General features: G+C 64.4%; 22 protein-coding genes and 1 tRNA gene. 8 read left to right on the top strand and 15 right to left on the bottom strand.

Annotated features, from left to right (window positions below; all coding sequences use genetic code 11):
* Positions 1-67: 67 nt before the first annotated feature.
* The 9 genes from trpA to aroA form a co-directional block, all read right to left on the bottom strand.
* Positions 68-904 carry a tryptophan synthase subunit alpha gene (trpA, locus tag BRA1253DRAFT_RS23290; protein ID WP_007598403.1) on the bottom strand — a complete coding sequence of 279 codons (837 nt, stop codon included), beginning with the start codon at positions 902-904 and terminating at the stop codon, positions 68-70.
* Complete coding sequence (trpB, locus tag BRA1253DRAFT_RS23295; RefSeq protein WP_007598404.1) at positions 901-2,118, bottom strand: tryptophan synthase subunit beta; 1,218 nt, start codon at positions 2,116-2,118, stop codon at positions 901-903. The genes trpA and trpB overlap by 4 nt, the downstream gene beginning before the upstream one ends.
* A complete protein-coding gene (locus BRA1253DRAFT_RS23300) occupies positions 2,115-2,786 on the bottom strand; it encodes a phosphoribosylanthranilate isomerase (protein WP_007598405.1) in 672 nt (223 codons plus the stop codon). Before BRA1253DRAFT_RS23300 ends, trpB begins: the two co-directional genes overlap by 4 nt.
* Positions 2,787-2,867: 81 nt before the next feature.
* Positions 2,868-3,260 (bottom strand): lipopolysaccharide assembly protein LapA domain-containing protein, encoded by a 393-nt coding sequence (locus BRA1253DRAFT_RS23305; protein WP_007598407.1) that lies wholly within the window; start codon positions 3,258-3,260, stop codon positions 2,868-2,870.
* A 71-nt stretch (positions 3,261-3,331) separates the two neighbouring features.
* Positions 3,332-3,637: an integration host factor subunit beta gene (locus BRA1253DRAFT_RS23310; protein ID WP_007598410.1), complete on the bottom strand. Its 306-nt coding sequence runs from the start codon at positions 3,635-3,637 to the stop codon at positions 3,332-3,334.
* 171 nt (positions 3,638-3,808) lie between these two features.
* The gene (gene sppA / locus BRA1253DRAFT_RS23315) at positions 3,809-4,789 is read right to left on the bottom strand and encodes a signal peptide peptidase SppA (protein ID WP_007598412.1); all 981 of its coding nucleotides are present in this window, start codon (positions 4,787-4,789) and stop codon (positions 3,809-3,811) included.
* Positions 4,790-5,054: 265 nt separating this feature from the next.
* Positions 5,055-6,761: a 30S ribosomal protein S1 gene (gene rpsA / locus BRA1253DRAFT_RS23320; protein ID WP_007598413.1), complete on the bottom strand. Its 1,707-nt coding sequence runs from the start codon at positions 6,759-6,761 to the stop codon at positions 5,055-5,057.
* A 267-nt stretch (positions 6,762-7,028) separates the two neighbouring features.
* Positions 7,029-7,667: a (d)CMP kinase gene (gene cmk, locus BRA1253DRAFT_RS23325; RefSeq protein WP_007598415.1), complete on the bottom strand. Its 639-nt coding sequence runs from the start codon at positions 7,665-7,667 to the stop codon at positions 7,029-7,031.
* A complete protein-coding gene (gene aroA / locus BRA1253DRAFT_RS23330) occupies positions 7,664-9,001 on the bottom strand; it encodes a 3-phosphoshikimate 1-carboxyvinyltransferase (protein ID WP_035993851.1) in 1,338 nt (445 codons plus the stop codon). The genes cmk and aroA overlap by 4 nt, the downstream gene beginning before the upstream one ends.
* Positions 9,002-9,173: 172 nt before the next feature.
* Between aroA and BRA1253DRAFT_RS23335 the strand changes: the two genes are divergently transcribed.
* From BRA1253DRAFT_RS23335 to BRA1253DRAFT_RS23345, 3 genes are all read left to right on the top strand, one after another.
* Positions 9,174-9,584 carry a TIGR02300 family protein gene (locus tag BRA1253DRAFT_RS23335; protein ID WP_007598417.1) on the top strand — a complete coding sequence of 137 codons (411 nt, stop codon included), beginning with the start codon at positions 9,174-9,176 and terminating at the stop codon, positions 9,582-9,584.
* 66 nt (positions 9,585-9,650) lie between these two features.
* A tRNA-Ala gene (locus BRA1253DRAFT_RS23340) sits at positions 9,651-9,726 on the top strand.
* A 235-nt stretch (positions 9,727-9,961) separates the two neighbouring features.
* Positions 9,962-10,204: a GIY-YIG nuclease family protein gene (locus BRA1253DRAFT_RS23345; protein ID WP_007598418.1), complete on the top strand. Its 243-nt coding sequence runs from the start codon at positions 9,962-9,964 to the stop codon at positions 10,202-10,204.
* A gap of 16 nt (positions 10,205-10,220) precedes the next feature.
* Here BRA1253DRAFT_RS23345 and BRA1253DRAFT_RS23350 read toward each other — a convergent pair whose 3' ends face one another.
* The gene (locus BRA1253DRAFT_RS23350; RefSeq protein WP_007598419.1) at positions 10,221-10,682 is read right to left on the bottom strand and encodes a MarR family winged helix-turn-helix transcriptional regulator; all 462 of its coding nucleotides are present in this window, start codon (positions 10,680-10,682) and stop codon (positions 10,221-10,223) included.
* Positions 10,683-10,836: 154 nt separating this feature from the next.
* Between BRA1253DRAFT_RS23350 and BRA1253DRAFT_RS23355 the strand changes: the two genes are divergently transcribed.
* Both BRA1253DRAFT_RS23355 and BRA1253DRAFT_RS23360 read left to right on the top strand, forming a co-directional pair.
* On the top strand, positions 10,837-11,262 hold the full coding sequence (locus BRA1253DRAFT_RS23355; protein ID WP_007598424.1) for an organic hydroperoxide resistance protein: 426 nt from the start codon (positions 10,837-10,839) through the stop codon (positions 11,260-11,262).
* Between the two features lie 174 nt (positions 11,263-11,436).
* Entirely contained in the window at positions 11,437-12,654 is a 1,218-nt protein-coding gene (locus BRA1253DRAFT_RS23360; RefSeq protein WP_007598426.1) for a CaiB/BaiF CoA-transferase family protein, read from the top strand.
* Between the two features lie 27 nt (positions 12,655-12,681).
* Here the strand turns inward: BRA1253DRAFT_RS23360 and BRA1253DRAFT_RS23365 are convergent, their stop codons facing one another.
* The 5 genes from BRA1253DRAFT_RS23365 to hslV all read right to left on the bottom strand — a co-directional run bounded on the left by BRA1253DRAFT_RS23365 (position 12,682) and on the right by hslV (position 17,028).
* On the bottom strand, positions 12,682-13,806 hold the full coding sequence (locus BRA1253DRAFT_RS23365) for a hypothetical protein (RefSeq protein ID WP_007598428.1): 1,125 nt from the start codon (positions 13,804-13,806) through the stop codon (positions 12,682-12,684).
* A gap of 28 nt (positions 13,807-13,834) precedes the next feature.
* Complete coding sequence (gene hslU / locus BRA1253DRAFT_RS23370) at positions 13,835-15,139, bottom strand: ATP-dependent protease ATPase subunit HslU (protein WP_007598430.1); 1,305 nt, start codon at positions 15,137-15,139, stop codon at positions 13,835-13,837.
* Between the two features lie 51 nt (positions 15,140-15,190).
* Positions 15,191-15,808 (bottom strand): DUF2585 domain-containing protein, encoded by a 618-nt coding sequence (locus BRA1253DRAFT_RS23375; protein ID WP_007598431.1) that lies wholly within the window; start codon positions 15,806-15,808, stop codon positions 15,191-15,193.
* On the bottom strand, positions 15,805-16,290 hold the full coding sequence (locus BRA1253DRAFT_RS23380; RefSeq protein ID WP_007598433.1) for a GNAT family N-acetyltransferase: 486 nt from the start codon (positions 16,288-16,290) through the stop codon (positions 15,805-15,807). The genes BRA1253DRAFT_RS23375 and BRA1253DRAFT_RS23380 overlap by 4 nt, the downstream gene beginning before the upstream one ends.
* Positions 16,291-16,467: 177 nt before the next feature.
* The gene (hslV, locus tag BRA1253DRAFT_RS23385) at positions 16,468-17,028 is read right to left on the bottom strand and encodes an ATP-dependent protease subunit HslV (RefSeq protein ID WP_007598435.1); all 561 of its coding nucleotides are present in this window, start codon (positions 17,026-17,028) and stop codon (positions 16,468-16,470) included.
* Between the two features lie 191 nt (positions 17,029-17,219).
* Here hslV and hisB point away from each other — a divergent pair, with 191 nt between their 5' ends.
* The 3 genes from hisB to hisH all read left to right on the top strand — a co-directional run bounded on the left by hisB (position 17,220) and on the right by hisH (position 19,056).
* The gene (gene hisB, locus BRA1253DRAFT_RS23390; RefSeq protein ID WP_007598437.1) at positions 17,220-17,813 is read left to right on the top strand and encodes an imidazoleglycerol-phosphate dehydratase HisB; all 594 of its coding nucleotides are present in this window, start codon (positions 17,220-17,222) and stop codon (positions 17,811-17,813) included.
* A gap of 65 nt (positions 17,814-17,878) precedes the next feature.
* Positions 17,879-18,409, top strand: a complete 531-nt coding sequence (locus BRA1253DRAFT_RS23395; protein ID WP_007598438.1) for a DUF2628 domain-containing protein — start codon at positions 17,879-17,881, stop codon at positions 18,407-18,409.
* Positions 18,406-19,056 (top strand): imidazole glycerol phosphate synthase subunit HisH, encoded by a 651-nt coding sequence (gene hisH / locus BRA1253DRAFT_RS23400; protein WP_007598439.1) that lies wholly within the window; start codon positions 18,406-18,408, stop codon positions 19,054-19,056. The genes BRA1253DRAFT_RS23395 and hisH overlap by 4 nt, the downstream gene beginning before the upstream one ends.
* Positions 19,057-19,126 lie beyond the last annotated feature (70 nt).

Consider the following 19,126-nt stretch of genomic DNA (forward strand, 5'->3'; position numbering starts at 1 on the left):
GCAAGCCGCCATATCGTCGGCCTTGCTCGTCGGACTTGCTCGCCGGACTTGGCAGCGAAATTGTGGCCTATTCCGCCGCCTGTTGCGCGCCTTTGACGCCCTGCGCGAGTGCCGCCGTCAGCTCAGCGACGGCGTTGACGGTTTTGCCGGTGGCGTGCCCGTCCGCATCGAGGCTGTTCTTGAGGGCATCGACCAGCGCGGTGCCGACCACGGCGCCATTGGCATGCGAGGCAATCGCGCGGGCATTCTCCGGCGTGCGGATGCCGAAGCCGACGCAGACCGGCAGCTCGGTGTGCCGCTTGATGCGGATAACGGCCTCGCCGACGGCGGAGGCGTCCGCAGCCGCCGCACCGGTGATGCCGGTAATCGCGACGTAGTAGACAAAGCCCGAGGTGTTGGCGAGCACGGCCGGCAGGCGCTTGTCGTCGGTGGTCGGCGTCGCCAGGCGGATGAAATTAAGGCCGGCCTTCATCGCGGGCAGGCAGAGCTCGTCGTCCTCTTCCGGCGGCAAATCGACGATGATGAGGCCGTCGATGCCGGCGGCTTTCGCATCGACCAGGAATTTGTCGACGCCGTAGATGTAGATCGGGTTGTAGTAGCCCATCAGCACGATCGGCGTCGTGTTGTCGTCCTTGCGGAAGCCGCGCACGAGATCGAGCGTCTTCTTCAGCGTCATGCCGGCCTTGAGCGCGCGCAGACCTGCCGCCTGGATCGAGGGACCGTCGGCCATCGGATCGGTGAAGGGCATGCCGAGTTCGATCACGTCGGCGCCCGCTTTCGGCAGCGCCTTGATGATCTCGAGCGAGGTCGCCGGATCGGGATCGCCGGCCATCACGAAGGTGACGAAGGCCGAGCGGCCGGCTTTCTTCAGCTCTGCGAAACGGGTGTCGATACGCGTGGTCACTTGCTCTTGCCCCTCAGGATGTCGCCGACCTGCGGGACGTCCTTGTCGCCGCGGCCGGAGAGGTTGACGACCATCAGGTGATCTTTTGTCCGCTTCGGCGCGAGCTCCATCACCTTGGCGATGGCATGTGCCGGTTCGAGCGCGGGGATGATGCCTTCCAGCTTTGACAGCAGCTGGAACGCTGCGAGCGCCTCGTCGTCGGTCGCGGAGAGATAGTTCACGCGGCCGATCTCGTGCAGCCAGGAGTGCTCGGGGCCGATGCCGGGATAGTCGAGGCCGGCGGAGATCGAATGCGCGTCCTGGATCTGGCCGTCCGCGTCCATCAGGAGATAGGTGCGGTTGCCGTGCAGCACGCCGGGACGGCCGCCCGCGATCGATGCCGCATGCAGTTGCGTCAGCCCGTGGCCCGCAGCTTCGACGCCGAAGATCTCGACCGAGGAATCGTCAAGGAACGGATGAAACAGGCCCATCGCGTTGGAGCCGCCGCCGATGCAGGCGACCAGCGAATCCGGCAGGCGGCCTTCGATCTCCTGCATCTGCGCCTTGGTCTCATTGCCGATGATCGACTGGAAGTCGCGCACCAGCGTCGGATAGGGATGGGGCCCTGCGACCGTGCCGATGCAGTAGAACGTGTTGTGCACGTTGGTGACCCAATCGCGCAGCGCCTCGTTCATGGCGTCCTTCAGCGTGCGCGTGCCCGACTGCACCGGGACCACCGTTGCGCCCAGCATCTCCATGCGGATGACGTTGGGCTGCTGCCGCTCGACGTCGACGGCGCCCATATAGACGATACATTCCAGGCCGAAGCGCGCGCACAGCGTCGCGGTGGCGACACCGTGCTGGCCGGCGCCGGTCTCGGCGATGATGCGCTTCTTGCCCATCCGCCGCGCCAGCATGATCTGGCCGAGCACGTTGTTCACCTTGTGCGAGCCGGTGTGGTTGAGCTCTTCGCGCTTGAGATAGATTTTGGCGCCGCCGAGATGTTCGGTCAGACGCTCGGCGAAATAAAGCGGCGAGGGCCGGCCGACGTAATTCTTGAGATAGCCGTTCATCTCGATCTGGAAGGCCGGATCGGCCTTGGCATCGGTGTAGGCTTTCTCCAGATCGAGGATCAGCGGCATCAGGGTTTCGGCGACGAAGCGTCCGCCGAAAATGCCGAAATGGCCGCGCTCGTCGGGGCCGCTGCGATAGGAATTGGGTTTTACAACATTCATCGGACGCTCAACTCTTGACTTGCATCTTGGCTTGCGCGCGCGGCGCGAATGAAGGCCTTGATCATCCCGGGATCCTTCACGCCCGGGGCGCTCTCGACACCGGAGGAGACGTCCACACCACCGGCGCGGGTGACGCGAACGGCTTCGGCGACGTTGTCGGCGCTGAGGCCGCCCGAGACCATATACGGCAACGCAAGCTCCAGGTTTCCGAGCAAATGCCAATCGAACGGTGCACCGAGGCCGCCGGGCCGGGTCGCGTCCTTCGGTGCGCGCGCGTCGAACAGGATGCGTTCGGCCACCTCTGCGTAGCCGGGCAGCACGGCGAGATCGGCTGACGTTGCGACCGGCACGACCTTCATCACCGGGCGACCGAACCGCTGCTTGATGTCGCGCAGCCGGGCCACGCTTTCCGTGCCATGAAGCTGGAAAATGTCCGGCGACAGCGCGTCCATGATGTTGTCGAGCGTGGCGTCGTCGGCATCGACGGTGAGGGCGACCTTGAGCGCGCGCCGCTTCACCTGCCGGCCGAGCCCCCGGCCGGCTTCCAGCGACAAATGCCGCGGGGACGGCGGGAAGAACACAAAGCCCACCATGTCGGCACCCGCCTCGAGCGCCGTTTCGAGCGTCTCGGGCGTGGACAGGCCGCAGATTTTGACGAGCAGGGACATGTTCTCGACGGATATGGGCTCAAAGCAAATGGAGGCCGCAGGTCCGCGGCCGGAAAACGGGCTTTTCGGTCGCGGCCGCTTCTACAACGTCGCGCGCTGCTTGTCTCGCCCGACGGGCCCGTAAAGCCCCACCCCGGAGGGAACGGGGAGGCGCTGGGACTCGGGCCTTGCTGCGGCCGCCTGGGCCCGCAGATCGGCCAGCTCGCCTCGCGCGGCCCGGGCATCCGCGTCATGCCGGCGCGCCGCACGCCGCCAGTGCCGCTGGCCGAACCAGACGGCACAACCGCCCGCGAGAACCCCGAGCGCGGCCACCACGATCAGGAGCAGGAACAGCGGCAGCGTGACCGAGAATGACGGGTCGTTGGACACGAAGGGATCGAACGAGACCGTGACGAAATGCCGGTTGGCGACGGCAAAGATCATCAGGATCAGGCCCAGCGGAATCACGACCAGCGCGGTCAGGAATTTTCGCATCTCGGCTCGCTCGCCTTGAATCAAAGTTGCGGCCGCATCGGTGGCGACCGCCGGAAACCCTGAGGTGGACCTCAGTCTGGCGCGCCTGGATCCGGATGGTCGCGATTCAACCGTTCGCGCATTTCCTTGCCGGTCTTGAAGAACGGAACGCTCTTCTGATCGACAGGCACATGGGCGCCGGTGCGCGGATTGCGCCCTGCGCGCGCAGGGCGATGCTTGACCGAGAAGGCACCGAAGCCGCGCAACTCGACGCGGTCACCGCGCGCGAGAGCCGCTACGATCTCTTCGAGAATCGCATTCACAATGTTCTCGACATCCCGCTGGTACAGATGCGGGTTGTGCTCGGCGATACGCTGAACAAGTTCGGATTTGATCATCGAGAGATAGGACCCGGGAGCGTGCGGACGACCATTTCCGTGAAAATACCGTGATCTGTCAAGACGCTAAATGAAGGTTGAGCGTCGTGAAAATACGTGACAAATGCCAAAAAAGCAGGCTGGCCCTGCACGCGCCGAACGGGAAAAACCTCCGGGGCTCGCCCGGTTCCGTCAGTTCGACGCCGCCGGCTGCCACAAGGCGAGCATTCCATCCATTCCGAGCCGATCGACCGCCTGTGCGACGCCGGTTTGTCCGATTTGATGCGCAATCGAGCCTAAACCCAGTGCTTCCAGCGTCACTGCGGCCGCCGTCTTGAGGAACGGCAGATCGCTGAAGCGCGGCTGCAGCTTGTAATCGCGCACGGAGAGCCCCTTCTTGACGCCCTTCTGCTCGACCAGCCAGGTCACGGCGGTCTTCTCGTCGCCGATCTGGTCGATCAGCTTGAGATCGATGGCCTGGCGTCCGGTGAAGACACGGCCATCAACCACTTTCTCGAGCTGCGTGTCATCCATGCCACGCCGATCCTTCACCAATCCCTTGAACCAGGCATAGGAATCCTTCACCAGCGCATCGAGCGCGGCCCGTGCCTCGGGGCTGGTTGGCTCGAAACCGTTGGGCGCGGCCTTCAGCGGCGTGGACTTTACCTCCTCGACCTTGACGCCGACGGTCTTCAACAGCTCCGAGACGTTCGGAAACTGGAACAGCACGCCGATCGAGCCGACCAGCGAGCTCTGCTGGGCGATGATGTGATCGCTGGCGATCGCGGTGATGTAGCCGCCGGAAGCCGCGAGGCCTTCGACGACGACTACGAGCGGTTTCTTCGCCTTCAGACTCACAAGGGAATCGTAGAGCTGCTCGGAGCCGGCGGTGGTGCCGCCCGGCGAGTTGATGTGGACGATGACGGCGGCAGCCTGCGAATTCTCCAGCCGCTCGAGCGCCTGCGTGCGATCGGAATCGCTGCGGATCAGGCCGTCGATCTGGACCCGCGCGATCGAGCCGGCGGACGCGAACGTGCCGCGCGCACCCGGCGTCGCGACCAGTGCGAAGCCAGCGATCGCCGCGATCGCGATCAGCGCGGCCAAGACGCGCCAGAACGTCAGCTTGCGGCGGATCCTGCGGCGATCGACGATGATGTCCGAATCGAGCGACATCGAGATATCTCCAAATGAAAGGCCAGGCGCGTTGTGCCGTCGCAGCGTCACCATTGGCTTATCTGGATACATCAATTGCGGCGCAATTAGAAGAAAACAAGGCCGGTAGCGGCGTAGCCCGGATGGAGCGCAAACGTAATCCGGGGTTCTCGCCTCACGGAGAGGCTTTCCCGGATTGCGCTTCGCTCCATCCGGGCTACGACCTCAACAACAAAAAAGCCCCGGCTCGCGCCGGGGCTTTGGTGCAGCGAAACCTGCGTTTCGCTTACTTGGTGTCGCGGTTCTTGAGCGCGGTGCCGAGAATGTCGCCGAGCGTCGCCCCCGAATCGGAGGAGCCGTACTGCGCGATGGCTTCCTTCTCTTCGGCGACTTCGAGCGCCTTGATCGACACCTGGACCTTGCGGGCCTTCTTGTCGAACTGGATCACCCGGGCATCGACCTTCTCGCCGACGGCAAAGCGTTCGGCGCGCTGATCGTTGCGGTCACGGGCGAGCTCCGAGCGCTTCACGAACGTGGTGAAGTCGGTACCGGTGATCTTCACCTCGATACCGCTCTCCTTCACGTCGATCACTTCGCAGGTCACGACAGCGCCCTTCTTGACGTCGCCCGGCTCGGCGAAGGGGTCGCCTTCGAGCTGCTTGATGCCAAGGGAGATGCGCTCCTTCTCGACGTCCACATCGAGCACCACGGCCTTCACCATGTCGCCCTTCTTGTAGTTGTCGATCACCTGCTCGCCCGGCTGCTTCCAGTCGAGGTCGGAGAGATGGACCATGCCGTCGACGTCGCCTTCGAGGCCCAGGAACAGACCGAACTCGGTCTTGTTCTTGACCTCGCCCTCGACCGTCGAACCGGTCGGGTGACCTTCGACGAAGACCTCCCACGGGTTGCGCATGGTCTGCTTGAGGCCGAGCGAGATGCGGCGCTTGACGGAATCGACTTCGAGCACCTGCACTTCGACTTCCTGCGAGGTCGAAACGATCTTGCCGGGGTGCATGTTCTTCTTGGTCCACGACATCTCGGAGACGTGGATCAGGCCTTCGATGCCCGGCTCGAGCTCGACGAACGCGCCGTAGTCGGTGATGTTGGTGACGCGACCGGTGAAGCGGGCACCCAGCGGGTACTTGGCTTCGATGCCCTGCCACGGATCGTCCAACAGCTGCTTCATGCCCAGCGAGATGCGGTGCGTCTCGTGGTTGATCTTGATGATCTTGACCTTCACGGTCTGGCCGATCGAGAGCACCTCGGTCGGATGGTTGACGCGGCGCCACGCGATATCGGTGACGTGCAGCAGACCGTCGATGCCGCCGAGATCAACGAACGCACCGTAATCGGTGATGTTCTTGACCACGCCGTCGATGACCTGACCCTCTTCGAGGTTCTGCACCAGCTCCTGACGCTGCTCGGCGCGGGTCTCTTCGAGAACCGTGCGGCGGGACACGACGATGTTGCCGCGGCGACGGTCCATCTTGAGGATCTGGAACGGCTGCGAGTTGTTCATCAGCGGCGCAACGTCGCGGATCGGACGGATGTCGACCTGCGAACGCGGCAGGAAGGCCACGGCACCGTCGAGGTCGACGGTGAAGCCGCCCTTGACCTGGTTGAAGATGACGCCGTTGACCTTCTCGTTGTTCTGGAAGGCCTTCTCGAGCTTGCCCCAGCTCTCTTCGCGGCGCGCCTTGTCGCGCGACAGCACGGCTTCGCCGAGGGCGTTCTCGATCCGATCGAGGAACACTTCCACCTCGTCGCCGACCTTGAGCTCGCTGTCACGGCCGGGGCCGGAAAATTCGCGCAGGGCAACGCGGCCCTCGGTCTTCAGGCCGACGTCGATGACGGCCATGTCCTTTTCGATTGCAACAACCTTGCCCTTGATGACTGAGCTTTCCTGCAGGTTGCCGCCTGCGAAGGACTCGTCGAGCATCGCGGCGAAATCGTCGCGCGACGGGCTATAGGTATCAGCAGAAGTCGAAGCCATTTGTTCTCCAGTTGCGGATGTCGTGCCGGCCGTTGGGTTCTTGGGCGCATCGTACGCGCAGTGTCGGAAGGTCCGCAGAACCTTCGAGCGACCGCTCGCTGCTCCGACCTGGAGGACGGAACAGCGGAAGCGGGCCGGCTGAGGCCCGCGCGTGCGATACGTGGAAATCTTTTGTCCGGAGCCTGGATCGCGTCGGCCCCAAGCAGGGACCGAGAGTATCGACCTCAAAGAGCGGGAGCGGGCGCTTCCTCCAATGACGGCAGCGGCTTAACCCCGCGACCGGCCCGCTCGGACGGCCTCGATAATGTCGATGGCGGCCCGGACGCCGCCTTCTATATCCAGTTGGGAGTTATCTAGCAAGTAAGCATCCGCGGCCGGCTTCAGGGGCGCGATCGCCCGGTTCTTGTCGCGTTCGTCGCGCTGGATGATGTCGGCGAGTACGGCGGCCTCATCGGCCTCCTCACCCCTCGCCTTGGCCTCCATGGTCCGGCGGCGGGCGCGGACTTTGGGGTCGGCGACGACGAAGATCTTCACGTCGGCATGGGGGCAGATCACGGTTCCAATATCCCGCCCATCGAGCACGGCGCCCGGCGGATCGGCGGCGAATTGCCGCTGAAAACTGATCAGGGCTTCGCGCACCCTTGGGATCGCCGAGACGATGGAGGCGCCCTCGCCGGCCTTCTGGGTCTTCAGGGCGGGATTGCCGAACTTCTCGGGATCGAGTTCCAGCGCCGCAGCGACCGCCGCCGCCTCGTCCCGGAGATCATGACCGGACTGCATCAGGGAATAGGCCACCGCGCGATAGATCACGCCGGTATCAAGATGACGGTAGCCGTAATGGTGGGCGAGGCGCTTGCCGAGCGTGCCCTTGCCCGACGCCGCGGGCCCGTCGATGGCGATGATCATGAAAAATCGGCCCCAAGCGAACGCATCATCGGAATGAAATCCGGAAAACTGGTGGCGATGAAGGCGGTGTCGTCGACGGTCACCGGCTGGTCGGACGCGCAGCCCATCACCAGCGCGGACATCGCGATGCGATGGTCCATGTGGGTGGCCACGACGCCGCCGCCGGGAACATGGCCGCGGCCTTCGACGATCAAATCGTCGCCGGAGACCTCGACCTTGACGCCGTTGACGCGGAGCATCGCGGCGGTGGCTTCAAGACGGTCGGATTCCTTGACGCGCAGCTCCTGGAGGCCGCGCATGATGGTCGTGCCCTCGGCAAAGGCGGCCGCCACCGCCAGCACCAGATATTCGTCGATCATCGACGGTGCGCGCTCCGGCGGCACCTCGACACCGCGCAATTTCGAGGCGCGTACGCGCAGCTTCGCCATCGGCTCGCCGGCGTCGCTGCGAACTTCACTTTCCTCAATCGAGGCACCCATTTCGCGCAGCGTGGTGAAAAGACCGGTGCGCAGCGGATTGGTCATGACGTCGGACAGAACGATTTCGGAACCTTCGACGATCAGCGCGGCAACGATGGGGAACGCCGCCGATGAGGGATCGGCGGGCACGACGACATTGGCGCCATGTAACTCCGGCTGCCCCACGAGCGTGATACGGCGGCCGTGCTGACCTTCCCGCACCGAGGTGATCTCGGCGCCGAAATGCTTGAGCATCAGCTCGGTGTGGTCGCGGCTGGCCTCGGTCTCGATGACCGTGGTGATGCCGGGCGCGGCCAGGCCCGCGAGCAGCACGGCGGATTTGATCTGCGCCGAGGCGACCGGGGTCTTGTAGGTGATCGGCAGCGGATCGCGCGCACCCTGGACCGTCAACGGCAGACGGCCGCCCTCGCCGCCGGCGACGACCTTCGCGCCCATCTTTTCCAGCGGGTCCAGAATCCGGCGCATGGGCCGGGTGCGCAGCGAGGCATCGCCGTCGAAAATCGCAGAGATCGGGCAGCCGGCGACGGCGCCCATGACGAGCCGGCAGCCGGTGCCGGAGTTGCCGAAATCCAGCGGCGCTTTGGGCTCCGCGAAGCCTGCGACACCCACGCCGTCGACTTTCCAGGCGAAATCTCCGGTGCGCTCGACCCTGGCGCCAAGCGCCTGCATGGATTTGGCGGTGTTAAGGACGTCCTCGCCCTCCAGGAGGCCCGAAATCCGTGTCTCTCCGACCGCGAGCGCGCCGAGGATGAGGGCACGGTGGGAGATCGACTTGTCTCCGGGCACCCGTACTTTCCCGGTCAGGGGACCGCTGGCGCGCGACTGGAGCGGCGTCGGCTTGTCGGAATCGGTCAAGTTTGTGTCCTTGGATAGGCCCGAAACGTCCCTGCGGGACTCGCGGGGCAGGTACCACACGGTCTCCCCGCCGTCACGGGCATGTCGTTCTCCCGTAATGCGCTATTGACAGCGGGCCGCCAACTAGCCAAGTGAAGCACCGCTTTTCAGACATTTCCAGGATTCCTCTGCCGTGGCCAAGTCCGAACTCGGAACTAAACGTATTTGCCCGACGACGGGCAAAAAGTTCTATGACCTCAACAAGAATCCGGTGATCTCGCCCTATACCGGAGAAGTCGTGCCGATCGCGCCCATCGCGCCGGCGCGCGCGCCCCGCGGCGCCGAAGCCCGCCACGCAGCCGCTGCCGCCGACGCCACGCCGGAGCCGGCGGAGGTCGAGGAGGTCTCGCTCGAGGAGGCCGATGCCGAGGAGAACACCGGCAAGGTCAAGGCCGTCGTGCCCGAATCCGAGGACGACATCGAAGTCGATGAGACCATCGAGGACGATGACGACGATGATTCGACCTTTATCGCCGACGACGAAGAGGGCGATGAGGACGTCACCGACATCATTGGTGATGTCGGCGGTGACGAAGAGACTTGAGATAATTCCAGAACTGTGGTTCTGGGTCTTTCCCGACGCGTCGCCCAAGGCGCGTCGGACGGTTAAGGGGCCATAGCTCAGCTGGGAGAGCGCTTGCATGGCATGCAAGAGGTCGGCGGTTCGATCCCGCCTGGCTCCACCACGCTTCGCCCTTCGGGCTACGCGTGGCGCAGCCGCGCACAGCCCGAAGGGCGAAGCGTGGTGTCCGGCGAAGCCCGAAGGGCGAAGACGGACTGGTGAGATTCCTACGCCTTAAGGCTACGCGTGGCGCAGCCGCGCACAGCCCGAAGGGCGAAGCGTGGTGTCCGGCGAAGCCCGAAGGGCGAAGACGGGCTGGTGAGATTCCCACGCAGCGGCTGCCCAGGCGATAATCGTCAATGTGGTCCGTCTACATCCTCCGCAGCATCGAATTTCCCGAGCAGGAATACGTTGGGGCCACGGAAAATCTGAAGCGCCGGATTCCAGAGCACAATGCTGGCAAATCCACCCACACCGCCAAGTTCAAGCCTTGGAAGCTGATCTGGTACTGCGCCTTCCGTGACAAGTACAAAGCGCTCGCTTTTGAAGCGTACCTGAAGTCTCACTCCGGCCGGGCCTTCACAAAGAAGCGGCTGTCCTAAGAGCGCACCTCTTCCCCTACTCCCCGATCACCGCATTCAACCGGTCCCTCAGCGCCACAATCTCATCCTTCATCGCGACCAGTTCCGAGACCGAGCAGTCCGACGCGGCCAGGATCGATTGCGGCACGGCGCGCGCCTTGTCCTTCAGGGCCTGGCCCTGCGGCGTCAATGCGATCAGCACCTGACGTTCGTCTTCGCTCGAGCGGGTGCGCTTGACGAGGTGGGCCGCCTCCAGCCGCTTGAGCAGCGGCGTCAGCGTGCCCGAATCCAGGTGCAGCTTTTCGCCGATGTCCTTGACCGGCACGTCGTCGCGCTCCCACAGCACCAGCATCACCAGATATTGCGGATAGGTCAGGCCGAGCCGGTCCAGCAGCGGCTTGTAGACGCGGTTGAAGGCGTGCGCGGCCGAATAGACCGCGAAGCAGATCTGGTTGTCGAGGCGCAGCGGCGCGTCCGCTGCCGAATGTTTCCGGGGCATGGAGAATCTCACAGGACTTGCTTCCATTCTGGGGCCGGCCGTCGCCACATTCAATTGCGAACAATTAAATGTGAGGCGCCATAATTTCAATTGCGCACAATCTAATTGTTTGCAATAAGGATCGCACCCCACCCGAACACACAGGGAGACGAAAATGTCAGTGAACGTCCTCTACAAGACCAGCGCAAAGGCCACCGGCGGCCGCGACGGCCATGCTGCGACCCTCGACGGCGCGCTCGACGTCAAGCTCACCACGCCGAAGGAGCTCGGCGGCGGAGGCGGCGCGGGCAACAATCCCGAGCAGCTGTTTGCGGCCGGCTATGCCGCCTGCTTCATCGGCGCGATGAAGTTCGTGTCTTCGCAGGGCGGCCCCAAGGTTCCGGCCGACGCCTCCGTGACCTCGACCGTCGGCATCGGCCCGCGCGCGGCCGGCGGCTTCGGTCTCGACATCGACCTTGCCGTCTCGTTGCCGGGCCTCGCCCGCGCGGAAGCCGAGGCGCTGGTCGAGAAGGCGCACCAGGTGTGCCCGTATTCCAACGCGACGCGCGGCAATGTCGACGTTCGCCTGACGGTCGTCTGATCGGTTCGGTGAAGCGGCTGACCCGGGATCCCTCTCAGGCCAGCCGCTTCCCTTGATTTGCCATCCCGCGGGATTGCGGCGACCGCCTGCATGACGCCCTACGCGGGAAGCCATTGCCCGCTCGGACGAACCTCGTTAGGCCTGTGATCACATCGACACAGGGGACGCGAAGGCATGACTGAAGCCGCCAGTTCTGGAGCCGCCACGGGCGCAATGAGCGGCCTGCGCGTCATCGATCTCACGCGCGTGCTCGGCGGGCCCTATTGCACCCAGATCCTCGCCGACCATGGCGCCGACGTGATCAAGGTCGAGCCGCCCGCAGGCGACGAGGTGCGCGACTGGGGCCCTCCCTTCCACGACGAAGACGCAGCCTATTTCATCGGCATCAACCGCAACAAGCGCTCGATCGGCCTCGATCTCGCCTCCGAGGGCGGCCGGACCGTGCTGCTCAAGATGCTGGAGAGCGCCGACGTCCTGATCGAGAATTTCAAGCCGGGCACGCTGGAGAAATGGGGCATCGGCAACGAGGTGCTGCGCGAAAAATTTCCGCGCCTCGTGCATTGCCGGATCTGCGGCTTCGGCGCCGACGGTCCCCGCGGCGGCAATCCCGGCTATGACGCCATCATCCAGGCCATGACCGGCATGATCGCGGCGACCGGCTCGCCCGAGAGCGGGCCGATGCGGATCGGCGTGCCGCTGGTCGACATCGGCACCGGCCTCTATGCGGCGATCGGCATCTTGATGGCGTTGTCGGAGCGGCAGCGCTCGGGCCAGGGCCAGTTCCTGGAGACCACGCTGTACGAGACCGGCCTTGCCATCATGCATCCGCACACCGCGAATTATTTCATGCATGGCAAGCCGCCGGCGCTCACCGGCAACGAGCATCCCAACCTCGTGCCCTATGCGATCTTCCCGACCAAGACCGACAACATCTTCATCGGCGTCGGTAATGACGGCACCTTCCGCAAGCTCGCCAAGGAGATCGGCAAGCCCGAGCTCGGCACCGATCCGCGCTTTGCGCGCAACAAGGACCGCATCGCCAATCGCGAGGCGCTGCGGGCCGAGCTCGCCGCCGTGTTCAGCCAGCACGAGGCCGAGCCGCTGTGCAATCGCCTGCTCGCTGCGGGCCTGCCCGCAGGCCCCGTGCAGAGGATCGACCAAGCGTTGACCAACCCGCACACGATCGCGCGCGGCGATATCATCGAGAAGGATTGGTACAAGGGCGTGGCATCCCCGATCCGGCTCGATCGCAGCAAGCCGAGCCTACGTCGCCTGCCGCCGAAATTCAGCCAGCACGCCGCCGAGGTGCTGGGCGAGTTCGGCTACTCCAGGTCCGAGATCGACGCGATGGTCGAGCAGGGCACGGTCTGCGGACCCGAGCGCAAGCGCTGAGATAAGACGAAGATCGAGCTTCACCGTCTAAAACGGCCGGACGATTCCGACGCGCGGGATCAGCGTAAGGATCAGGCCGAAGATATTCGTCTTCTGATCCTCCGCCCGAATCAGCGGCGTCTCGCGTGCGGCGGGCAGCATCTTCACCGCGTGCAGGATCAGGAACATGCAGACCGCCCAGTTCGAGATCCAGCGCGAATAGTCGAACACCATCGCGAACATCACGAGGCAGGCGAGGCTGACGCCGGCAAGCGCCGCGATCACAAGACGGCGATGCGTGTCGTTTGCCAGCGCGCCGATAAGGTTTGCAAAATAACGCCACAGCGGTATGTGCAGCCAGATCAGCAGCAAGAACACGGGCACGCCAAGGATGTTGTGGGGCAGGCGGCCCCAGGTGTCGGAAATCTCCTTCGTCAGCGGCTGATACCAGATGTAGGCAAACTGCAACATATCGGTCCGCGACGGATCGGCCATCCGGCTCTTCAGGTAGGCAACGAAATCCGCCTCCGCGATCGGCATCGTTCCCCAAAACTGCGCGGCGAAGAACAGCGTGGAGACGGCAAGCAGGGCAACGACGCCGAACGCGACATTGGTGCGATCGCAGCCCTGCGTCAGATAGTGCCTGATCACGACGATGGTGATGATCGTCGGCACATACATCAGGAGATGGATGTGGTGGATCAGGACGAGAACGATCGAGAACAGCGCAGCCAGCGCCACGAACAGCAGCGAGCCGGCCGGCACCAGCAGCAGGATGATCGCCAGCGCGCAGCCATAGATGTCGAAATGGCCGAGCGTGTGCATGAAGTTCTTGAGGAAGAACGGCGAGCCCGCGATGAAGACGAACAGCGGCAATGTCTTCGTGGTGAAGCCGAACGTCTTCTGAAATAGTCTTGCGTACAGTCCCAGCGTCACCAGCCATGTCGCGCCGCCGAGCGCGAACACCAGCCATACCGGCACCTTGTCGGTGAACAGCGCGACGATCGCCCCGATCAGCGCGCGCTTGATGAAGCCGAAATGATAGTCGACGAGGAGGTGGATGTAGGGGACGTAAGGCGGCAGCTGGATCTTGTGAACGAAGACGCCGACGATGACCGCCGCGTTGATCGCGAGCAGGACGCGCCAGGGGTTTTGCAGGATGCGTGCGGTCACGCCGCATCCATAGCGCGGCCGCCCGGAATTACAAAATGAACCGGCTCAAATCCGCGTTCTTGGCGAGGTCGCCGACGTGCTTCTGGACGAAATCGGCGTCGACCCTGACGGTCTCACCGCTGCGGTCGGGGGCGGTGAAGGAGATCTCGTCCAGCACCCGCTCCATCACGGTCTGCAGCCGCCGCGCGCCGATGTTCTCGACGGTGGAATTCACGGCGACCGCGACGTCCGCAAGTGCGTCGATGGCGTTGTCGGTGATGTCGAGCGTGACGCCCTCGGTCTGCATCAACGCAACATATTGCTTGATCAGCGAGGCCTCGGGCTCGGTCAGGATGCGGCGCATGTCGTCACGGGTCAACGCCTGCAACTCGACGCGGATCGGCAGGCGGCCCTGCAATTCCGGCAACAGGTCGGACGGCTTGGCGACATGGAAGGCGCCGGAGGCAATGAACAGGATGTGGTCGGTCTTCACCGCGCCGTGCTTGGTCGAGACCGTGGTGCCCTCGATCAGCGGCAGCAGGTCGCGCTGCACGCCCTCGCGCGAGACGTCGCCGCCGGCGCGGCCTTCGCGGGCGCAGATCTTGTCGATCTCGTCCAGGAACACGATGCCGTTGTTCTCGACCGCGCTGATCGCCTCCATCGTCAACTGATCGCTGTCGAGCAGCTTGTCGGATTCCTCGTTGATGAGGATCTCGTGCGAGCTCTCCACCGTCAGCCGCCGCGTCTTGCTGCGTCCGCCGAGCTTGCCGAAGATGTCGCCGATCGAAACCGCGCCCATCTGCGCGCCAGGCATGCCCGGGATCTCGAACATCGGAAAGCCGCTGCCGCCGCCTTGCGTCTCGATCTCGATCTCCTTGTCGTTGAGCTCGCCCGCGCGCAGCTTCTTGCGGAAGGAGTCCCGCGTCGCCGCGCTGGAATTGGCGCCGACCAGCGCATCGAGCACGCGCTCCTCGGCGGCGAGCTGCGCGCGTGCCTGCACGTCTTTGCGCTTGCGCTCGCGGACCTGGGCGATCGCGACCTCGACGAGATCGCGCACGATCTGCTCGACGTCGCGGCCGACATAGCCGACCTCGGTGAATTTCGTCGCCTCCACCTTCAGGAACGGCGCGTTGGCAAGCTTGGCGAGCCGCCGCGCGATCTCGGTCTTGCCGACGCCGGTGGGGCCGATCATCAAGATGTTCTTCGGCAGCACCTCTTCGCGCAAGGAGCCTTCGAGCTGCTGCCGCCGCCAGCGGTTGCGCAGCGCGATCGAGACGGCGCGCTTGGCATCGGCCTGGCCGACGATGAAACGGTCGAGTTCGGAAACGATTTCGCGGGGGGAGAAGTCTGTCATGGGACCTTAGCTAGGATCAGATGCGGCGGGGGACAAGCCGCTTTTTTGCCATCAGATGATCGGCGGACCCGATTGCCATTGTTTCACGGCCTCGACCGGGTGGATCAGCATCAGGATATTGAGCGTCAGATTGTCGCGAATATGCAGCGCCAGCATGATTTCAAAGGCGAGCCCGAGCATGACGGTCACCGATACAGGCAGCAGGCGCGCGGCGAGGAAGCCCAGCATCATGGACAAATTGTCAGAAACCGAATTGACGATGCTGTCGCCGAAATAATCCAGCGAGATCGTGCCGGCGCGGTAGCGTTCGATGATGAATGGCGAGTTCTCGACGATCTCCCAGGCACCCTCGATCAGCATCGCGACGATCAGGCGCGCGGGCCAGGACAGCGACACGAACGGCAGCCGCGCGAACAGCAGCCAGGTCAGTCCATAGAACAGGAAGCCGTGCAGGATGTGCGAGAAACTGTACCAGTCGGCGATGTGCTGCGAATTTTCCGAGCTGTTCACCACGCCATGCCACAGCTTGACGTAACCGCAGGTGCAGATCGGCACCCGTCCCATCGCGAGCAGGATCGAGGCCTGCATCGCCAGCAGCAGCAGCGCGATGCCGACCCAGGCGAGCGGTGGAAACGCGGCCCTGCTCTCATGCGTGGTTGCCAGCGTCATGGCTCGCGCACCATCAGCAGCGCCGCTCCGTCGGGCGTCTCGACCATGCGGTCGGGGACAAAGCCGGCCTTCTCATAGGCACGCACCGCGCGCGCGTTGAGCGGATCAGGATCAGTGACGATGCGGGGCAGACCCTGCCGCAACTGCGCGTCGGCGAATTGGCGGATCAATGCCGAACCGTGCCCGCGCCCGATCATGTCGCCTTCGCCGATGAACTGATCGATGCCACGGGTGCCCTCCGGTTGCGGCCCAAGACCCGTATTCCAGGCTGTCAGGCGGTAGCATTGAAGATAGCCGAACGGCTTGTCGCCGGCCAACACGATGAACTGGTCCATTGCCGGCTCATCGAGATCGCCGCTCACGAGCGCGAACTGCTCGTCCGGATCGCCCCACCATTCCCGCACATGTACCTCGCGGAGCCATCGCCGGATCAACGGCAGATCGGCCGCGGTCATCGGGCGGAAGGTGTAGGCGAGGGTCATCTAGCGGTGCTGCGCTCCCTCTCCCGTCTGCGGGAGAGGGTTGGGGAGAGGGTGCGTCCGCAATGGGACAGCCCCCAAGAGGACAGAGCCCTCACCCGCGCCTTCGGCGCGACCTCTCCCGCAAGCGGGTGAGGTTGCAGCCAGTCCGGAGCTACATTGTCCAGCCACAGATAGGCCCTACCCGGCGGACAGCGCTTCGACGGTGACATTGCGGTTGGTGTAGACGCAGATGTCGGCGGCGATATCGAGGGAGCGGCGGACGATGGTCTCGGCGTCCTTGTCGGTGTCGAGCAGGGCGCGGGCCGCCGCCAGCGCGTAATTCCCGCCCGAGCCGATCGCCATCACGCCGGCTTCGGGCTCCAGCACGTCGCCGGTGCCTGTCAGCACCAGGGAGACGTCCTTGTCGGCAACGATCATCATGGCCTCCAGCCGTCGCAAATAACGGTCGGTGCGCCAGTCCTTGGCGAGCTCGACGGCGGCCCGGGTCAATTGCCCCGGATATTGCTCGAGTTTGGCTTCCAAGCGCTCGAACAGCGTGAAGGCGTCGGCCGTTGCGCCGGCAAAGCCGCCGATGACGTCGCCCTTGCCGAGTTTCCGGACCTTCCTGGCGTTGTGCTTGATCACGGTCTGGCCGATCGAGACCTGGCCGTCGCCGCCGACCACCACCGTGCCGCCCTTGCGGACCGTCAAAATCGTGGTGCCGTGCCAGCCCGGCGAGCTGTTTGGGGAGTCCTGCATGAATGATCCTCATTGTCCGGGCTGATTTAGGCGGTCGGGAGCGGGGGCACAACGGGCCGCTCCGGGACCAATTTCGCTCACCATAGGCAGAAGTAGAGGCCCGGCCAGCCGTTCCCGCAGTAGCGAAGGCGTCATTTGGCTGTTAAAAGACCGGCGTTTTCGGCCCCGAACGAGGATGAAAGCTAGTTTTGATGCGCACCGCGACGATCAAGCGCAAGACCAAGGAAACCGACATCGAGGTCACCGTGAACCTCGATGGCACCGGCGTGTCCAATATCGCGACCGGCATCGGCTTTTTCGACCATATGCTCGATCTCCTCGCCCGCCATTCCCGCATCGACCTCACGGTCAAGGCGGTCGGCGATTTGCACATTGATCATCACCATACCACCGAAGACACCGGCATCGCGCTCGGCCAGGCCATTAAGCAGGCGCTCGGCAACATGGCGGGCATCACCCGCTATGCTGGCGTGCACATGCCCATGGACGAGACGCTGTCACGCGTGGTCATCGACATCTCGGGCCGCCCTTTCCTGGTGTTCAAGGCCGACTTCCCTCGCGACAAGATCGGCGAGTTCGACACCGAGCTGGTGCGCGAGTGGTTCCAGGCCTTCGCCATGAACGCCGGCGTGACTCTTCACGTCGAGACCCTATATGGCGATAACAGCCACCATATCGCCGAGTCCTGCTTCAAGGGTCTGGCACGGGCGCTGCGCACCGCCGTCGCGATCGATCCGAAGGCGGTGGGCGAAATCCCGTCCACCAAGGGCTCGCTCGGCGGCTGACATCTTTCGGCCCGCGGCACGCGCCGTTTGCGGTATCACTGAATTCTTGGGAACGGGGCATCGCCATGTCCGTCTACACAGTTCATGCACCCTCCCCTGCCGGAGCCGATCTGCGCGCGACCGACAAGTTCGTCTTCGTGCGCGACGGCTTCCATTTCTGGGCGATGATCTTCGGCCCGCTCTGGCTGCTGTGGAATCGGCTGTGGCTGGCGCTGATCGGTTGGGTGATCTTCGTTGCCGCGTTCAACGTCGGGCTGTCCAGCCTCGGCGTCGGCCGTTCGTCGATCTTCTTCGCCGACATCATCGTCGCGCTGCTGATGGGATTCGAGGCCTCGAGCCTGCGCCGCTGGACGCTGTCGCGCGGCAAATGGCGGCAGCTCGACGTTGTGATTTCCGACGACGAGGACACCGCCGAGCGCCGTTTCTTCGAGCGCTGGAGCCAGAAGCAGCGCGGCATCGTCAACGATCAATGGGCCGTCGATCGCGGCGGCCCGCCGCCGACCCGCAACGTGCCGGGTCAGCAATTCTCCAACCCGCCGCCGATGCCGGCCGGTGGCATCATTGGTTTGTTTCCAGAACCGGGAGGGTCAAGATGAGCGTCGCCATCATCGATTACGGTTCCGGCAATCTGCATTCGGCCGCCAAGGCGTTCGAGCGCGCCGCGCGCAGCATGGACAATCCGCAAAAGGTGTTCGTCACCAGCGATCCGGACCAGGCCTACGGCGCCGACCGTCTGGTGCTGCCGGGCGTCGGCGCCTTCGCCGATTGCCGGCGTGGGCTCGATGCCGTCAACGGCATGGTCGAGGCGATCACCGAGGCGGTGCGCGTCAAGGCGCGGCCGATGTTCGGCATCTGCGTCGGCATGCAGCTGTTCGCCACCCGCGGCAAAGAGCACGTGATCACGCAAGGCCTGAACTGGATCGGCGGCGACGTCGAGAAGATCACGCCGCGCGACGAGAGCCTCAAGATCCCGCACATGGGTTGGAATACGCTCGATGTGCTGCGCGAGCACCCGGTGCTGGACGGGCTGCCGCTCGGCCCCAAGGGCCAGCACGCCTATTTCGTGCACTCCTACCACCTCAAAGCCGCCAACGAGGCGGACGTGCTTGCGCGCGCCGATTACGGCGGGCCCGTCACCGCGATCGTCGGCAAGGACACGGCGATCGGGACGCAGTTTCACCCCGAGAAGAGCCAGCGCTTTGGTCTGGCCCTGATCTCGAACTTCTTGCGATGGAAACCGTGATGGCCGCTGCTCTTGTTACCTCCCCCCTTGTGGGGGAGGTCGAATGCGAAGCATTCGGGAGGGGGGTAGC

The sequence above is a fragment of the Bradyrhizobium sp. WSM1253 genome (assembly GCF_000244935.1).
Classification (GTDB): domain Bacteria; phylum Pseudomonadota; class Alphaproteobacteria; order Rhizobiales; family Xanthobacteraceae; genus Bradyrhizobium; species Bradyrhizobium canariense.

Coding starts and splice junctions, on each gene's coding strand:
- BRA1253DRAFT_RS23395 (WP_007598438.1), top strand. CDS start 17,879: ATGTCCGTCTACACAGTTCATGCACCCTCCCCTGCCGGAGCCGATCTG.
- cmk (WP_007598415.1), bottom strand. CDS start 7,667: ATGATCATCGCCATCGACGGGCCCGCGGCGTCGGGCAAGGGCACGCTC.
- BRA1253DRAFT_RS23345 (WP_007598418.1), top strand. CDS start 9,962: ATGTGGTCCGTCTACATCCTCCGCAGCATCGAATTTCCCGAGCAGGAA.
- BRA1253DRAFT_RS23310 (WP_007598410.1), bottom strand. CDS start 3,637: ATGATCAAATCCGAACTTGTTCAGCGTATCGCCGAGCACAACCCGCAT.
- hslV (WP_007598435.1), bottom strand. CDS start 17,028: ATGCAGGACTCCCCAAACAGCTCGCCGGGCTGGCACGGCACCACGATT.
- hisB (WP_007598437.1), top strand. CDS start 17,220: ATGCGCACCGCGACGATCAAGCGCAAGACCAAGGAAACCGACATCGAG.
- BRA1253DRAFT_RS23375 (WP_007598431.1), bottom strand. CDS start 15,808: ATGACGCTGGCAACCACGCATGAGAGCAGGGCCGCGTTTCCACCGCTC.
- BRA1253DRAFT_RS23355 (WP_007598424.1), top strand. CDS start 10,837: ATGTCAGTGAACGTCCTCTACAAGACCAGCGCAAAGGCCACCGGCGGC.
- sppA (WP_007598412.1), bottom strand. CDS start 4,789: ATGTCGCTCGATTCGGACATCATCGTCGATCGCCGCAGGATCCGCCGC.
- rpsA (WP_007598413.1), bottom strand. CDS start 6,761: ATGGCTTCGACTTCTGCTGATACCTATAGCCCGTCGCGCGACGATTTC.
- trpB (WP_007598404.1), bottom strand. CDS start 2,118: ATGAATGTTGTAAAACCCAATTCCTATCGCAGCGGCCCCGACGAGCGC.
- BRA1253DRAFT_RS23380 (WP_007598433.1), bottom strand. CDS start 16,290: ATGACCCTCGCCTACACCTTCCGCCCGATGACCGCGGCCGATCTGCCG.
- BRA1253DRAFT_RS23305 (WP_007598407.1), bottom strand. CDS start 3,260: ATGCGAAAATTCCTGACCGCGCTGGTCGTGATTCCGCTGGGCCTGATC.
- BRA1253DRAFT_RS23350 (WP_007598419.1), bottom strand. CDS start 10,682: ATGCCCCGGAAACATTCGGCAGCGGACGCGCCGCTGCGCCTCGACAAC.
- hisH (WP_007598439.1), top strand. CDS start 18,406: ATGAGCGTCGCCATCATCGATTACGGTTCCGGCAATCTGCATTCGGCC.
- BRA1253DRAFT_RS23360 (WP_007598426.1), top strand. CDS start 11,437: ATGACTGAAGCCGCCAGTTCTGGAGCCGCCACGGGCGCAATGAGCGGC.
- hslU (WP_007598430.1), bottom strand. CDS start 15,139: ATGACAGACTTCTCCCCCCGCGAAATCGTTTCCGAACTCGACCGTTTC.
- BRA1253DRAFT_RS23300 (WP_007598405.1), bottom strand. CDS start 2,786: ATGTCCCTGCTCGTCAAAATCTGCGGCCTGTCCACGCCCGAGACGCTC.